The following is a 16,783-nucleotide window of genomic DNA, read 5'->3' as shown; positions in this document are numbered from 1 at the left end:
TAGCGCATACTTACATTACAGCAGCTATACTAGAAGCGCCAACCGGGAAAACCCACTCAAAAATAGGTGTAGATAGTAACAGAAAGCACCGGATAATCAAAAATAAGCCCTGAAATAATACCCGTAGCCTAGAGGTTTATCGTTGATTTTAGATCAAACATGCCTCATTCTAATTACTTTGGCAATGCTGGGTTTGTGAATCCACTGGATTTTCTTGCAAACTCCGTCTTTTTTCTTTGGAAGAGAGTTTTTTACATTTGATAGCAAACGGGTAGGGCCTCTTCTATTCGTTTCCCACACCCCGATGTTTTGGTCAAACCCGCGTTCTGTGTGCCTGCTGGTACTGTTAAGTATGGCTTTGGGCCAAAGTAGGGCTCAGAAAGCGATACATCTGAGCCTTAACGAAAAACGACTTCAGAATGCGCAGCAAACAGAACAGAAGGCGCTTCGGGAAAATGATTCGCTGCTGCTGGCCGAAGCGTGGTATCTCTACGGTAAAACCCATGCATTTGCGGGCGATTATGCGGCCTCGCAGCGCTATTTTCTTAAATCGCTCGGAATCCAGGAACGTCGTGGCGATTCATTCGAGTTAGGCCGGCTTTATGTTCGCCTGTACGAAAACGAAAGTCGGCAGAACGACATGGACGATGCGCTGCACTATGTACGGCAGTCGCTTCAGGTATTTCAGCGAATTCATTCCGATGAAGGGTTATTACGGGCCTATGGCGCACTGGGGCAAGCCTACGAAATTGTGTGGGATGGACAGTGGCAGCATGATAACGTGAAGTCCGACAGCATTCTTGCCTGTTACAACGCGGTGCGAACACTGGGTCATCGGCTAAACGATACACTGGCTATTGCCGAAGCTGATCTGCTGGTTGGTCAGTTTCTGACCAGAACACAAAATCCAAAATCGATTACCTACCTCGAAAAGGCACTCCATCTCTACTCCCTAAAGCATAAACCAGGGATTCAGATCAATACAATGGTCCATCTGGCCACGGCTTATCGACTAACGGGCAAGCCCGAACGGGCCTATGCCATCCTGCAGCAGGCCGAAACACTATACAAGCAGGCAAACATGAACGAACTCGATTACCTCATCGGAATGGAACGTGAGTTTGTCGACTATTACGAAACAACTGGTCAATGGGCAAAAGCCTATCAGCGCCTGAAAAAGCTGAGCCAGTTGGAAAAGACCATGCTGCTGGAAGATCGGAATGGGGCTGTGAGCCGGATCAATATGGAGTATGAAAGTGAAAAAAAAGAATCGCTGCTAAAATCGCAGAAACGGGAACTGACGCTCCAGGCCGCTACCCTTCAAACACAACAGCGATTTACGCTCGCTGTATCGGCCCTGTTGATGATGACCATTGGCATGAGCATCGTTTTTTTTCGGTTATATCGAAAAAATCAGCGGATAAGCCGACAGAATGCAGAACTGGTTAAAGAACAGAATCATCGTGTTAAAAATAACCTCCAGATTGTATCGAGCCTGCTAAATCTCCAGGCCAAACGACTCTCCGACGCAACGGCTAAAAAAGCAGTCGAGGAAAGTCAGTTACGCGTTCAGTCAATGGCCATTCTGCACCGACGGCTCTACGATGGCGATAAGCTGGCTCAGGTTCGGCTTGACGAGTTTATTGAGGAGCTCATTACCGGAATCCTCCATACCTATGGATTTACCCATGCCGAACATCATTTTTCAATCGATAAAATTGATTTAACTGCTGATAAAGCCATTCCGCTGGGGTTAATTATTAACGAATTGGTAACTAATTCCTGCAAATATGCATTTCCTGGAAATAAAGACCCGTTGCTCTGGGTGAGTTGCAGGAAAACGGGTAGCCGCATTCAGCTTGTGGTGGCCGATAATGGTCCTGGATTAACAAAAACCGACCAACCCGCATTGGAGCCGATGACGCGCAATGCAACAAAAATGAAAACGTTTGGAATGACGTTAATTCAGTCGCAGGTTGAACAGCTCGATGGCGTAGGGATATTTAATACCAATGATCGGTATACGGCGACCGGTGCCGTATTTACACTGGAGTTTACTGTTTAAGAGTCAGTATGAATGGATTGAGAATATTAGTCGTTGAAGATCAGGCCATAACGGCTATGGATTTGCAGGAGACGCTTCAGGAGGCTGGTCATACGGTGGTAGCAACTGCCCGTACGTATCAGGAAGCAATAGACGCTTTTCGGAAATACCCGGTCGATCTGGCCCTGATCGACATCCAACTGAACGGATCTCGCGATGGTATTGACACCGCAAAGGAACTGCTGGCTATACGGCGTATTCCTATAATCTACCTGACGGCCAATTCGGAAATACAGACATTCCAGTCGGCCAAGGAAACGCTGCCCTCGGCTTATTTGCTGAAACCGTTTCAGAGCCATGAGCTGAAACTTCAGATTGAACTGGCCTACCATAATTTCGAAAATGCCGTACAGCCAACAGCCGACGTGCCGCCAGGGCACTTATTTTTACCCATCGATAAAGGATACGAAAAAATCGATACCAACAATGTGTTGTACCTCAAAGCCGATGGGTCGTATGTTCGGGTGTTTATGGTCGGTAAAGAAACGGTTCATCATATTAGCACCAGTCTGAGTCATTTGGCCCAGTATTTTCCGCAATCCAATTTTTTCCGGCTGTCGCGGTCGTTACTCGTAAACATCAACCACATCGAACGGCTGGAAAGCAATTACCTCTATATGGTCAACCATAAAATACCGATCCAGATACCGGTTGCCAGCCGTAAAGAACTAATGAAAAAACTGACCGTTATCCGAACCAAATAGCCTGGTTTGGGCCGTTGATTGGTAGCCGAACTCATTGCCGACGGGCTTTTTTTTCTCTATTTCTTAACACCGATTTACTGGTAAGTACCAAAAGTTTGTGTTTTTTTACCACCTCTTTTTTTCTGACCAACGATGCAATCTATTGAATTAGTGGTTTTCGATATGGCCGGTACCACCGTGACCGACCACCATGAGGTAGAGCGATGCTTTGCCGAAGCAGCCGCCGAAACCGGCCTGATCGCGTCGGACGAGCGAATTCTGGCCATGCAGGGGCTTTCGAAGCGGTATGTGTTCAGTACCCTCTGGAAAGAACAACTGGGCGAAATGCATCCCGATGTGCCTCAGCATGTCGATGTGTCGTATGCCGCCTTTCAGCGCATTCTCGAAAATCATTACCGCACGCAGGGCGCTACGCCAACCGAAGGTTGTCTGGAAACTTTTGCCTATCTGCGCGAACGTGGTATTGCCATTGCGCTCACAACGGGTTTCTATCGGACGGTAACGGATATTATTCTGGAAAAACTTGGCTGGCTGGAAGGGCTCGATAACCGCCGGATGGGGTCGGCCGATAGCATTATTCAACTGTCTATCGCCAGCGATGAGGTCGAACGGGGGCGGCCGTATCCCTATATGATTGAACGAGCTATTCAGTGGCTGGGCATCAGCGATTCCAAAGCGGTTGTCAACATTGGCGATACGCCTTCCGATCTGTTGTCGGGTCGGGCCGCTGGTGTTGCCCTTAACCTCGGTGTTACCAATGGTACACATTCGCAGGAGCAACTGGAAGCCTATCCACACGACCGCCTGCTTGGCTCCCTGAAGGAATTGCCCGCTTTGCTGGGGGCCAATGAACTCACCGTAGGTGCATAACCGATTAATTTTCTTATGGCTACATACGATCTGATTGTTGTGGGTGCGGGAGCGCTGGGGGCTTTTCATGCCTATCATGCTGCCAAAGCCGGACAACGGGTGCTTTTGCTCGAAAAAGACCAGTATCCAATTGGCGCAACTGTCCGAAATTTTGGGCAGGTAGTGCCGTCGGGCCTGGCCGGGCGGTGGTTCGAGTACGGTCGTCGGAGTCTGGAGATCTACCGCGATATTCAGAGCCAGACCGATCTGACAGTACGGGCTAATGGTACGGTTTATATTGCATCTGACTCCGACGAATGGGTGTTGGCCAACGAATTATATGACCGCTATCAGGCCATTGGCTACCCCTGCGAACTGCTGTCTAAACTGCAGTGCCTGACAAAATACCCATTGCTACAACCTGATTACGTGGTAGGAGGGCTGTTTTTTCCGGACGAACTGAGTGTAGAACCTGAGCAGATGATTCACCGGCTGATTGCCTTCGCTCAGAAAAAATACGGTGTCGACTACCGACCCGGGTCGGTAGTCGTCGATTGTCAGTCAAACTACGGTGGTGCTATTCTGACGTTGGCCAATAAGCAGCGGTTTCAGGCCGGTCGTGTGCTGATCTGTAGTGGACATGAGGTACGTTTGCTGTTTCCTGAACAGTTGGCCGATGCCGGATTGGTGGTTAGCAAATTGCAGATGCTTTTGGTTGAGCCCGTTGCCGGAGTGACCTTGCCCGGAAATATGTTGACGGGTCTTACCATCCGGCGCTACGAATCGTTTCAGGAGTGCCCGTCCTATGCAAGCATCCCAAAGCCTGAACACCTGGCCGAATTGCAGAAGTGGGGCATTCATATCCTGTTCAAACAGGCCATCGACGGATCATTTATTGTTGGCGACTCGCACGAATATGCCGACGCTACCAAAGCTGAAGACCTGGGCTTTCATACGCAGGACTACATCAATCAACTGATGCTGACCGAAGCCCGGCGGATTGTTACGTTTCCGCTGGAGGTTCGCAAAACCTGGGCTGGGTTCTACAGTCAGACGAAAGCTGAAATCTTCGAATACGACGTCGACGAAAATATCCGAATCATAACCGGCATCGGTGGCAAAGGCATGAGTTCCGGTGCCGGTTATGCCGAAGCCAGCATTCGGGAGATGGGTTTATAGTTTATAGTTGCTCCGCAGTAAAGGGCACTAATTGGCGGAGCAACTATAAACTACATACTCACTTCTTAGGCCACTGATACGGGAATGAATTGTTGATGGGTGCTCCGAAATAGTTGACCTTCAGGTAATCGAGCCGTTTATTGTGGAGGTCCAGTCGCTGTTTGAAATCGTCGAAGTTCTTACCTTCTTTCGGTGTCCAGGCTGTTTCGGCCACGGCAATCAATCGTGGGAAAGCCATGTATTCGACATAAGGCGTCGTTGGCATGTATTCAGTCCAGATATTGGCCTGAACACCCAGTACGTGTTTTGCCTGGTCGGTTGTCAGACTGTCGGATACGGATGGATTAAAGCTATAGACTTTTTCGAGGGGTAGAAAACCACCAATAGCAATGGGCTGGGTTTTCGGATCGGCCTGATAGTAGTCCAGATAGCAATACGTATTGGGTGTCATAATGACGTCGTGATTCTGCCGGGCGGCTGCAATGCCACCCTTGATGCCCCGCCAGCTCATAACCGTAGCATTGGGCGAAAGGCCGCCTTCCAGAATTTCGTCCCAGCCAACCAGTCGCCGACCTTTCGAGCTGATGAATTTATCGATGCGCCGGATAAAATAGCTCTGGAGTTCATGCTCGTCTTTCAGCCCTTCTTTTTTGATCATGTCCTGGCAGAAACGGCTCTGCTTCCATTGGGTTTTAGGGCATTCGTCGCCACCAATATGAATGTACTGACTCGGAAACAGATCCATTACTTCGGTCAGCACATCTTCCAGAAACCGGAACGTTTCTTCGCGCGGGAAAAGCACATCGTCATGAACGCCCCATTTGCTGGCTACTTCCAGAATTTTATCGGGATTACTGCCGAACTCGGGGTAAGCAGCCAGTACGGCAACGGAATGCCCCGGCATTTCTATTTCGGGAATAACCGTAACATAGCGCGACTGGGCATAGTTGACCACATCCCGAACTTCGTCCTGGGTGTAGAAACCACCATAAGGTTTGTTGTCGTAGGCGTTGTCGCTATATCGACCGATCATCGATTTAGGACGGATCGAACTGATCTGCGTGAGTTTCGGGTACTTTTTGATTTCGATCCGCCAGCCCTGATCTTCGGTCAGGTGCCAGTGAAACGTATTCATTTTGTGGAGCGCCAGCAGGTCGATGTATTTTTTGATGAATGGAACGGGCATAAAATTACGCCCCGCATCGAGCATAGAACCCCGGTAGCTATAGCGCGGCTGGTCTTCGACCACGCAGGCAGGAACAGTCCAGCTTACCCCGTCCACTTTAGCAGGGCTGAAAATGGCCGCTGGCATAAGTTGCATCAGTGACTGAACGCCGTAGAAAAAGCCAGCAGGCTGTTCGGCCATGATCACAATCTGTTTGGGCGAAACCGTCAGCTTATAGCCTTCAGCACCCAGTTCTGGCCCTTTGGCGCTTACAAACGAAATACCTTTGGCCGCTTTTCCGGTCGTAATGTTAGGGCTATAGCCGGTCGATTTGGCAAGCTGGTCGGCCAGAAGCCGGGCAATCTGGCGCACGTCGGCGTTATTGGCCGGAACGGCGATGGTTAGTTTGGCCGGGATGGTAAACGAACCACTCCGTTCTTCGAGCCGTACAGGCTTCGGCAAAATCGCATACTTGGTCTGCGCAAACAGAGGGAAACTGAGCAGTCCGCAAATCAGACAGGTAAGTAGTAGTTTCATGAAAAGTAAGGTTTGGCTTGACGATCCGAACAGGATTTAATACCGCTAAATTACACGTAACCCCACTGCTATGAGTAGGTCCCAAACCCTGTAGTAAGGTTTCAGGTGTAGTGGGGCATAGGCAGGTTGAAATCAATTCTGGATGGGAGTGCAGAGCAAAAACCTGATTATTAGGCTAAATTATGCCTAGAAGGCGCTAAGGGGTCTCTACTGACTGAGTACGCGGGTTGTTGGAGAAACCGTGTGCAATCGTTTGCTCTTTTCAACGAAAAAATCGTTGCCGAACGGCCGGGCTGTTCAACAACGATTTGTATAGGATGTAGTCTGAACGGGAAATTGGTTAAACTGCTTCGAGTTGAATAAAAACTAGACGGCTGCCACTGGCTGTGCAAATACAGAAGTGTGTTCGGCAACAAAATCGGCGTAGCTCCGTGGCGCCCGGCCCAACACCTCGGTCAGCAGGTGAAGGTCGTTGGCTGAGGCACGCAGTCCTTCGTCCTGAAAGAACCGATACATCGTTTTCCAGTCTTCTACCAGCCATTCGGGCGTTGTTTTCTTCGCTTCTGTAGCCCAGCTTTCCAGATCATTTCCGGCATAGCGAACCGCTTGCCCCAGTTGTTCGCTCAGGATGTGGGCTGTATCGGGACCGGTTAGTTTATGTGGGCCCACAAGCGGAATCGTCAGACCATTATAGGCGTCACTCAGCATCACTTTGGCGGCTACTTCGGCAATGTCGCGCACATCGACCCGGTTTAGGCCAATATTGCCAATGGGTTGCGGGTAAATGCCATAGTCGCCAATGGCTCTGGCAAACCAGAAATCATTCTGAAAAAAGTTATTCGGGCTCACCAGCACATATGCCAGACCTGACTGCTTCAATACGTTTTCGACGGTAATTTTTGGCCGAAAGTGAGGGATGTGCGGAGCATTGCGCACATTATGAATGCTCTGATACACGATTTTACGCACACCAGCCCGTTTGGCCGATGCGATGGCAAACTGTGCCTGCGCGGCTTCGGTATGACTTTGCCGATTCAGCAGAAACACGGTTTCGATACCATCGAAAGCGTTGGGCAATGTTGCGGGTTCGTTCATGTTACCAGCTACAGCTTCGACGCCTTCGGGCAACAAAGCGGCTTTATCGGAAGAGGTTACCAACACCCGAACAGATGCCTGTTGGCGCAGCAACTCAGCCACCACCTGGCTGCCAACGGTTCCGGTGCCTCCAATTACTAATGTTTTCATGAGTAGATCGTTGTTTGATGCACCAAAATTGGAACCGGACACCTGCTTTTTGAAAGATAGGTATAGATGAAGCAACGAAAAAGGGCCAGGAATCGGAATGAAAAAAACTTGAACTGGAAACGCCCTCCGGGTATCGACTCGTGGAACTTTAGCGCGTGGGGTAAACCCAAATAGGGTTTTTTGTTAAATATATATTAAAATATATTGTTGAATATTTTTTTGTTTAAAGGATTAAGCATAGATTTGAACGCCGTAAAAACTAGATGAGTACTAAAAAAACTTCGTTAAAGGATATAGCTCAAAAGGCAGGGGTTTCAACTGCTTTAGTGTCGTATGTTCTGAATGGAAAAGAAAAAGAGAGTCGGGTTGGTCAGGAAATCGCCATCAAAATCAGGCAGATTGCCGCCGAACTGAACTACCAGCCCAATCATCTGGCCAAGAGCCTTCGGAGTGGAAAAACGCATACCATCGGCTTAATCATTGCCGATATTTCGAACCCGTTTTTTGCCAATATCGCCCGGGTTGTTGAAGATGAAGCAAAACGAAACGGATATACAGTCATTATTGGGAGTTCGGACGAAAATGCCGACAAATCGCGCGATCTGCTCAATGTGTTGATCAACAGGCAGGTTGATGGATTTATTATCGTATCGGCCGAAAACTCGGAGTCGCAGATTCAGTATCTGAACGATAAAAACATACCCTTTGTATTGCTGGACCGGTATTTCCCGGAAATACAGACCGATTTTGTCTCGACCGACCATTATAAGGCATCCTATGAGGCTGGTTTGCATCTGGTAAAGAATGGCTACCAGCGGGTGGGAATGATTGCCTACGAATCGAAGATGTACCATATGCAGGAGCGGATACGTGGGTATCAGGATGCGCTGCGCGATGCACTGCCTGGTTTTCAGAAATCGTGGCTGAAGCGGGTTCGGATGAATAACATCGAAAAGGGGGTAAAAGCCGCTATTGACGAAATGCTGGCGGGGAGCCAACCCGTCGATTCGATCCTGTTTGCGACCTATAGCCTGGCCCTTGGCGGTCTGAAGTATGTGAATGAGCTGGGCGTAAAAGTGCCAACAGACCTGGCTATTGTGAGCTTTGGGCAGGCTGAGGTCTTCGAATTATACTATTGTCCGGTTACGTACCTGCGGCAACCTATTGTGTTGCTGGGGCAAACGGCAGTTGAATTATTGGTAAAGAAGCTGAAAAATAACCTGAACGAACCTGCGCAAATTCTGATGAAAGCTGAACTTGTTGAACGAGCGTCTTCGAAGGCAAAGACAACCGTTTCTATATAAATTTACTCAATAGCTTAATCGTTTAAGCTGACTATTCCTGATCTATTGTATGCAACGACGAAATTTCCTTAAATCTGCTTTAGTTGGTTCTGCCGCCGTATGGACCGGTTTGCCGTTACAGGTTGTTGAAGCTGCGCCCAAACTGAAAATCACCAAAATTCGCTACTACAGTGCACCCGGCTACAATAAGCCACTTTTTAACCAGGCTCGGGGCATTGTGGAAATCCAGACGGATGGGGGTATTGTCGGAATTGGCGAAGGAGGTTCGAAAGATATGATCGAGCAGTGTGCCCAGATGATCATTGGCGAAGACCCGTTCCGTATTGAACACCTCTGGCAAACTGTATATCGGGGTATGTTTTATCCACCCGGCCGCGAGAAATTACACGCACTGGGGGCTTTGGAAATGGCGCTCTGGGACATTAAAGGCAAAGCACTGGGTGTGCCGGTTTATGAGTTGCTGGGTGGTGCCACGCGGGATTATGTCGAGTGCTACGCAACGGGATTCCGGGCGTCGAAAGCCAAAACTGAAGAAGAACGCGCCCGCGATTGCATTGAAGCAGGGTTGCGGGCCTATCGCATCGGCCCCACTGGCGGCAATGGCGAAACGCCCTTCGATTTCTACGAAAATGCCAAAAAAACAATCGAGTTATGCAAACGAATGGATGCTGCTGTTGGCGGAGGTGGCAAATGGGCCATCGACCTCCATACCCGTTTCGATACCACCGAAGGCGTAAAAATTTGTAAAGCCATTGAGAACCTGGAGCCCTATTTTGTTGAAGACATCATTCGCTCCGAAAATCCTGATGTCTATAAAACGGTGCGTCAAATGACAACGGTACCCATTGCCGTGGGCGAGCAATTTGGCGATCGTTGGGATAGTAATATGCTAATCGAGCAGCATCTGATCGATTACACCCGGTTTACACTTCCCAACACAGGTGGTATTTCCGAATTCAAAAAACTGGCTTCCATGTGCGAAACGCACTATGTAGGCATGATTCCGCATTTTACCGGTCCACTGTCTACGGCCACACTGGTGCATGTGTTAGGGTCGAGCAGTCCAATGCGCTGTCTGATGGAACTGGCCGGTGGCGAACCCGAACGGCCGGCTTACTTCAATGAGGATTTTATAAACTTCAAAAACGGTAAACTATATCTGAATCCAGAACCGGGGCTAGGCGTAAAATTCGATCCGAAAAAAGCCACGTTTGTGATGGAAGTAACAGCCAAAACGCCCTTCCCGCATCCAGTGCTGCGTAGTCCCGACGGCGCTATTCATAACTGGTAAGTATCCCCATTCTCCTCAATACAACCTGAAAAAGAAACGAATGACTATGAAGTCGATTTTAACTATCGGTTAACATAGTTATTTAAAGAGCCTAGAAAAACAGTGGAGTAACCTGTCCTGGAACGTGCGAAACCGTAATGCTGCGCTTCGACTGACTGGGTATCGGGTCTCTCAAAGTGGATGATTTTACTCTTTTCCTTTAACCTTAATATCTCTACTACACATGAACAAAGCTCTCATTCTTTTTCTGCTGCTCTATGGCAGTAGTATTGGGTATGCCCAAACGAGTCGAATAACCGGCAAAGTGACCGGACCCGACAAGGAAGGACTTCCGGGCGTGAACGTACTCGTTGGCGGCACGTCGGTTGGAACGGTAACGGATGCGACGGGTAATTACGCAATTAATGCGCCTGCCAGTGGCTCGCTGGTATTTTCGTATATCAGTTATGTATCGCAGACAGTGGCAATCAATAATCGATCGGTGGTGAATGTGCAACTGGCCGAAGATGCTAAAGCAATCGACGAAGTGGTTGTAACGGCCCTGGGCATCAAGCGGGAAGCCAAAACGCTGGGCTATGCGACAGCCACCGTAAATGCCGACCAGATATCGGTGAACCGAACGCCAAATTTTGTGAGTGGTTTGCAGGGTAAAATGGCCGGGGTAAACATCACAACGATGGGCACCGGGCCCGGCGGAACGGCCAAAATCCGGATTCGGGGTCAGTCGTCGTTCAGTGGACAAAACAACCCGCTCATTGTGGTGAATGGCGTACCAATCGACAACTCCAACTATTCGCTGGGGGGCGATTATGGGTCGAGGTCTGCCAACAGTTCGGATGGTGGCGATGGCTTGAGCAGTATTAATCCCGATGATATTGAAACCATGACCGTGCTGAAAGGCGCTACGGCGGCCGCTCTCTATGGGTCGCGGGCTAAAGATGGGGTGGTGATGATTACGACCAAAAGCCGCGGAGCAGGCAAAGGGTTTGGGGTTACCTACAACACCAATTTTACGACCGACACACCCCTGGATTTTACCGATTTTCAGTACGAATACGGACAGGGCGAAGGTGGCAAACGACCCACTACAGCCAACCCGACATCGGGCGTTTGGAGCTTTGGTGAAAAATTTCAGCCGGGGATGACCCAGGTACTGTTCGATAACGAAACGTGGCCCTACGAACCCGTTTTCAATCGGGTGAAAAAATTCTACCGGGTCGGCACCAACTTCACCAACACCGTAACCGTATCGAACAATGGTGAAAATGGTGGTTTCAGCCTATCCTTCGGTAATACCGATAACCGGGGCATCATGGAGAACAATACCTTCAACCGGAAAGTGATCAACCTGGGGTTCTCGCAGAACATCAGCCGCCGACTGACCGCTACGGGAAATATAAACTACTCCAAAGAAAACAACATTAACCCGCCCCAGCTCAATACGCAGGATTTTTCGGTATCGACGGTGGTGTTCACCCTGGCTAACTCCATGCCCTTCGAAGCCCTCCGCGAAAACCAGACGCTGCCCAATGGCGATGAGTTTGTGTTCTCGCGGTTTCTGGTACGTAACAACCCATACTATTCCATGAGCCATCACTTCGAAAATATTCGTCGCGACCGGCTGTTTGGCAACATTGCACTTCGGTATCAGTTTACCGACTGGCTCTATTTACAGGGCCGGATTGCACAGGACTACTATGTTCGTAATCAGGATTATAACATCCCGAATGGGTATGCGCCTATTGCCAAAGCTCCCGTTGGCTATGTGAATGGGTCGTATACGCAGGATGTGCGGCAGAATACCGAGCGAAACATCGACTTTATTCTGGGCGGTAACCGAACCTTTGGGAAAATTGGCGTGGACATAACCCTGGGGGGCAACGCGCGCTATGCTCGTAATGACTATAACAGCGTTACGGTGCAGGATTTTGTGACACCTGGTTTGTATACAGTGGCCAACGGCCGGATCAAAAATCCGATTTATAGCCTGGCGGAGAAGAAAATTAACTCGCTGTTCGGCGCTGCCACGATTTCCTATCGCGATTATCTGTTTCTCAACATGACCGCCCGCAACGACTGGTTCTCCACATTGGCGCCCTCGAACCGGAGTATTCTATATCCATCCGTAACCGGAAGTTTTGTGTTTTCGCAGGCTTTTGAGCGCCTACCTTCCTGGCTGTCGTTCGGAAAATTCAGGGCTGCTTATGCGCAGGTAGGTTCCGATAACGTCGATCCGTATTCTAATGCGCTCTATTATTCGGTCGATAACAATTCGTTTCCTAACCCATCGGGGCAACTGGTGCCGGTGGGTGGAATTAATGCCTCGGTGGTTCCGAACAAAAATCTGCGGCCCCTCCGCATTCAGGAAGCCGAGTTTGGGGTAGAACTGAAATTGTTTGACAACAAGATCGGCTTCGACTTCACCTATTATCACAAAACCACCGACGACCAGATTCTGGCGGCCCAGATTTCGGATGCGTCGTCGTTTACGAGCAAACTCATCAACGTGGGCCGTAGTATGAATCAGGGACTCGAAATGTTACTGACCTTTTCGCCCGTTGTGAAGCCTGTTTTCCGCTGGGATGTTAGCGCTAACGTTTCATACAATACCTCCAAAGTGCTTCGACTCGGTTTGTCGCCCAACGATACCGTAATCACTGTTAGCAGTGGGGGCGGTCGCACTCTGAATCAGGTTGTTGGTAAACCCATTGGGCAATTATACACCTTCACCTACCTGCGCGATGCCCAGGGACGGCAGGTTTTCGATGCAAACAGCGGCATGCCGCTTCGGAACAACACGCTGGTGAATGTAGGGAATGCGCTGCCGAAATATTTTGGGGGCATCACCAACACGTTTACCTACCAGGGGTTGGCGCTGTCGTTCCTGATCGATTTCAAACTGGGTCATAAAATGATTGCGGGCCGGAATATTAACTATATGCGCCACGGGCTCTCAAAGCGGACACTACCGGGGCGGGATGTGGGCTATGTGATCGGCAATGGGGTGAACCCGAACGGCGAAATCAACCAGACAAAGGCCGCTGTTCAACCCTTCTACGAATCAATTAATCCGCTGGGTATCAACGAAGATTTTGTGTTCAATGCTGGATTCTGGAAACTACGTCAGGTTACCCTGGGCTACGATTTCAGCAAGCTATTACCAGCCAAACTATTCATAAAAGGACTAAAACTGAATGCCGTAGCCAACAATGTATTGGTGTTGAAAAAATGGACCGAAAACATGGACCCCGAAGAAGCCCTGGTTTCGTCGGACAACGCCGTTGGGCTGGATTTCTGGCCTGGGTTGCCACCTACCCGCAGCATGGGCTTTAACCTGAATGTTCGGTTTTAAGAGAAGTGTATGGTTTATGGTATACGAAACAAAAAACATCATGAAAGCGAAACTAAACTATATATTTTCTCTGCTGCTGATGGGTTATGTGCTTGTTGGCTGCGATCAGGGCTTTACGGAAGTCAATACCAATAAAGTCGATCCAACGTCGCTGGCTCCGTCGATGGTGCTCAACAAGGCGATCATCAGTACCAACTACCTCGACGGTTTTGGCACGCTGGGGATGCTGACCTACAATTTCGGGATCGTACAGCAGATTATTACGCCTTATGGTAGCTCGCTGTCGGGGGCCAATTACGATCAGATCAACAATAGCAATACGCCCCTGGTCTGGACCAATTTCTACCGGAACGTGCTCAAGCAACTCGTGGCGGTTCTGGGGCAAACCAAAGATGATCCGCAACAGGTCAATACCTACAATGCGGCTCGGATCTGGAAAGCGTATGTTTTTATGATTCTGACCGATACCTACGGCGATGTGCCTTATTTTCAGGCTGGACAGGGCTATACGGCTGAGATTATTACGCCCAAATATGATCCGCAGCAGGAGATTTACAAGGATATTCTGAAAGAACTGGAAGAGGCCGCTACGGCATTGACTACTGATCTGCCGCCGGTCACGACCGACATTCTGTATGGGGGCGATGTAGCGAAATGGAGAAAACTGGCCTATTCCTTCATGTTGCGGGCGGGTATGCGGCTCACGAAAGTTGATCCGGCGATGGCCGAGACCTACGTGAAAAAAGCCGTAGCAGGGGGTGTGCTTCAATCCAATGCCGACAATTCAATTCTCCGCCATACGTCGACCTATAACAACTTCATTGCCAACCATCTGGCAGCTCGTGAGAAGACCAACTTCTATCTGGCAGCACCTTTCGTGAATTATCTGAAAGAGAACAACGACCCGCGCTTACCCATTTTTGCCGTACGTTATGTAGGCGCTACCGGTGGCCAGGAACAGGTTTCGGCTCGGGCATCGTCAGACCCGAAAGTACAAATCGGTATGCCAATGGGCTACAACGACGTAACGATCACGTCGGTATTGGCCCAGAATGGTGTGGCCAGTTTGTGGGATTTCTCGCAGGTGAACCTGAATACGGTGCTGAAGCTGGATGCTCCCGAATTCCACGTTACCTACGCCCAGACCCTGTTTCTTCTGGCCGAAGCAGCTGTTCGCGGGTGGGTGTCCGGATCGGAGGCCGACTATTTCCAGAAAGGTATCCGGGCAAATCTGGAACAGATGGCTTCATACGGTTCTGTCATTCCGGAAGCAACCATCAAGGCCTATCTGGAGGCCCATCCGCTGGTCGACAGTAAGGCACTGGAGCAAATCAATACGCAATACTGGGTGGCCAGCTTTCTGGATGGAACCGAAGCCTTTGCCAATTTCCGGCGCAGCGGCTATCCGGCATTGGCAAAAAATCCGTATCCTGGCTCTGAAGTGAAGGGCGATTTCATTCGGCGATTGCCCTATCCCGATAGTGAAATTGTGGTCAACTCGGCTAGTCTGAACGAAGCGATAGGACGACAGGGCCCCAATACGCTCGATACAAGAATATGGTGGGATAAGAAATAGTATTTCTTCGACAGGATATACGGGGTAGCAGCATGCTTTATCTAACATAACAAGTCTGTTATTCTGTATATCTCGTCAGTTTCATAGTAAAACCCTTATTGCCTTATGAATAAAGTTGATTACAACCGCCGGGAAACCCTGAAAATGCTGGGCTTTGGCTCTTCGGCCAGCCTGCTCGGCTTGATGGGGTCTGCTTCAACCGCTCAGGCCCGCGAAGAAAAAACAACCCCTCGCTATGCTGTTGGGGCTGCTCCTGTCAAAATTAAAGCCGTTCGGGCCATTGCTACGGCTCCGCAGGGGTCGAATCTGATTGTTGTTAAGGTCGAAACCTCTGAACCCGGACTCTATGGACTGGGTTGTGCTACCTTCACGCAGCGGGCCGTTGCTGTGGTGGCTGCCATCAATTCTTACCTCAACGACTTTTGTGTAGGTAAAGACGTCGACAATATCGAAGACATCTGGCAGTCGGCCTATGTTAGTTCCTACTGGCGGAATGGACCCGTGTTGAACAATGCCCTTTCTGGACTTGATCAGGCACTTTGGGATATTAAAGGCAAACGGGCTGGCATGCCGGTCTATCAACTATTGGGGGGTAAAGTTCGCTTTGCCATTCCCTGCTACACCCATGCGGGGGGAAACACTCCAGAAGCAGCCGCCGAAAGTGTGCAGAAGTTTATGGATCAGGGCTTTAAATACATCCGCATTCAGCAAGGGGGGTATGGAGCCGTGGGGGCCACCGCCGATAAACCAGATTTTAAAGCTGCCGGATTTGGGGGGGAGACCGACAACTACATGAACGTATCCCTATACCTGAAGTCGGTGCCGAAAATGTTCGATGTGGTGCGTAAGGCATGTGGGGAAGAGATCGAACTGCTACACGACATTCATGAGCGGGTGCAGCCGATGGAAGCCATCAATATGATCAAGAAACTGGAAGATTATCGCCCGTTCTTCATCGAAGACCCTTTCTCGCCCGAAAACATGAAGTGGTTTGCGCAACTCCGCCAGACAACGAGCGTGCCCATCGCAATGGGCGAGTTGTTCAACAACATCAATGAATTTAAGGAGCCAATGGTGAACCAGTGGTTCGATTATATACGGATTCACGTCTCGCAGATTGGTGGGATAACGCCCGCCATGAAAGTAGCCCGGCTAGGGGAGTGGTTCAACGTCCGCACGGCCTGGCACGGACCGGGCGATGTGTCGCCGGTAGGTCATGCGGCTCACGCACATATCGACCTGGCTGTCTGGAATTTTGGGATTCAGGAGGCCGTCGCTTTTTCAGAAAAGACGCAGGCCGTGTTTAGCGGATGCCCAACCATGAACAAAGGGTATATGTCGGTAAACGAGGTGCCGGGTTTGGGCGTAGACATCAACGAAAAAGAAGCCGCCAAGTATCCCATCAGTACCAAGTCGAACTGGCAGGTCCGCAAAATGGACGGAACCATCATCAGGCCGTAGGAGGGTTTACGGTTGC

The 16,783-nt window shown here is 49.8% G+C and carries 11 protein-coding genes; 9 read left to right on the top strand and 2 right to left on the bottom strand.

Going from position 1 to position 16,783, the window contains the following annotated elements:
• Positions 1 to 304: 304 nt before the first annotated feature.
• The 4 genes from WBJ53_RS17575 to WBJ53_RS17560 all read left to right on the top strand — a co-directional run bounded on the left by WBJ53_RS17575 (position 305) and on the right by WBJ53_RS17560 (position 4,836).
• Positions 305 to 2,065, top strand: a complete 1,761-nt coding sequence (locus WBJ53_RS17575) for a histidine kinase dimerization/phosphoacceptor domain -containing protein (RefSeq protein ID WP_338868452.1) — start codon at positions 305 to 307, stop codon at positions 2,063 to 2,065.
• Between the two features lie 8 nt (positions 2,066 to 2,073).
• Complete coding sequence (locus WBJ53_RS17570; protein WP_338868450.1) at positions 2,074 to 2,808, top strand: response regulator; 735 nt, start codon at positions 2,074 to 2,076, stop codon at positions 2,806 to 2,808.
• A 132-nt stretch (positions 2,809 to 2,940) separates the two neighbouring features.
• On the top strand, positions 2,941 to 3,678 hold the full coding sequence (locus tag WBJ53_RS17565; protein WP_338868448.1) for an HAD family hydrolase: 738 nt from the start codon (positions 2,941 to 2,943) through the stop codon (positions 3,676 to 3,678).
• A 15-nt stretch (positions 3,679 to 3,693) separates the two neighbouring features.
• Positions 3,694 to 4,836 carry a TIGR03364 family FAD-dependent oxidoreductase gene (locus WBJ53_RS17560; protein WP_338868446.1) on the top strand — a complete coding sequence of 381 codons (1,143 nt, stop codon included), beginning with the start codon at positions 3,694 to 3,696 and terminating at the stop codon, positions 4,834 to 4,836.
• Between the two features lie 58 nt (positions 4,837 to 4,894).
• Here WBJ53_RS17560 and WBJ53_RS17555 read toward each other — a convergent pair whose 3' ends face one another.
• Together WBJ53_RS17555 and WBJ53_RS17550 are read right to left on the bottom strand one after the other, a co-directional pair.
• Positions 4,895 to 6,538, bottom strand: a complete 1,644-nt coding sequence (locus tag WBJ53_RS17555; RefSeq protein WP_338868444.1) for a beta-N-acetylhexosaminidase — start codon at positions 6,536 to 6,538, stop codon at positions 4,895 to 4,897.
• Between the two features lie 366 nt (positions 6,539 to 6,904).
• Entirely contained in the window at positions 6,905 to 7,783 is an 879-nt protein-coding gene (locus WBJ53_RS17550; protein ID WP_338868442.1) for an NmrA family NAD(P)-binding protein, read from the bottom strand.
• Between the two features lie 263 nt (positions 7,784 to 8,046).
• Here WBJ53_RS17550 and WBJ53_RS17545 point away from each other — a divergent pair, with 263 nt between their 5' ends.
• The 5 genes from WBJ53_RS17545 (at position 8,047) to WBJ53_RS17525 (ending at position 16,767) form a co-directional block, all read left to right on the top strand.
• Positions 8,047 to 9,087 (top strand): LacI family DNA-binding transcriptional regulator, encoded by a 1,041-nt coding sequence (locus tag WBJ53_RS17545; RefSeq protein WP_338868440.1) that lies wholly within the window; start codon positions 8,047 to 8,049, stop codon positions 9,085 to 9,087.
• 49 nt (positions 9,088 to 9,136) lie between these two features.
• Positions 9,137 to 10,378: a mandelate racemase/muconate lactonizing enzyme family protein gene (locus WBJ53_RS17540; RefSeq protein ID WP_338868438.1), complete on the top strand. Its 1,242-nt coding sequence runs from the start codon at positions 9,137 to 9,139 to the stop codon at positions 10,376 to 10,378.
• 223 nt (positions 10,379 to 10,601) lie between these two features.
• Positions 10,602 to 13,730 carry a SusC/RagA family TonB-linked outer membrane protein gene (locus WBJ53_RS17535; protein WP_338868436.1) on the top strand — a complete coding sequence of 1,043 codons (3,129 nt, stop codon included), beginning with the start codon at positions 10,602 to 10,604 and terminating at the stop codon, positions 13,728 to 13,730.
• Between the two features lie 40 nt (positions 13,731 to 13,770).
• Positions 13,771 to 15,306 carry a SusD/RagB family nutrient-binding outer membrane lipoprotein gene (locus WBJ53_RS17530; protein ID WP_338868434.1) on the top strand — a complete coding sequence of 512 codons (1,536 nt, stop codon included), beginning with the start codon at positions 13,771 to 13,773 and terminating at the stop codon, positions 15,304 to 15,306.
• A gap of 105 nt (positions 15,307 to 15,411) precedes the next feature.
• The gene (locus WBJ53_RS17525; protein WP_338868432.1) at positions 15,412 to 16,767 is read left to right on the top strand and encodes an enolase C-terminal domain-like protein; all 1,356 of its coding nucleotides are present in this window, start codon (positions 15,412 to 15,414) and stop codon (positions 16,765 to 16,767) included.
• Positions 16,768 to 16,783 lie beyond the last annotated feature (16 nt).

The organism is Spirosoma sp. SC4-14 (assembly GCF_037201965.1).
Classification (GTDB): domain Bacteria; phylum Bacteroidota; class Bacteroidia; order Cytophagales; family Spirosomataceae; genus Spirosoma.
The sequence above is the reverse complement of the archived record's forward strand: the minus strand, read 5'-3'. Positions and strand labels throughout refer to the sequence as shown.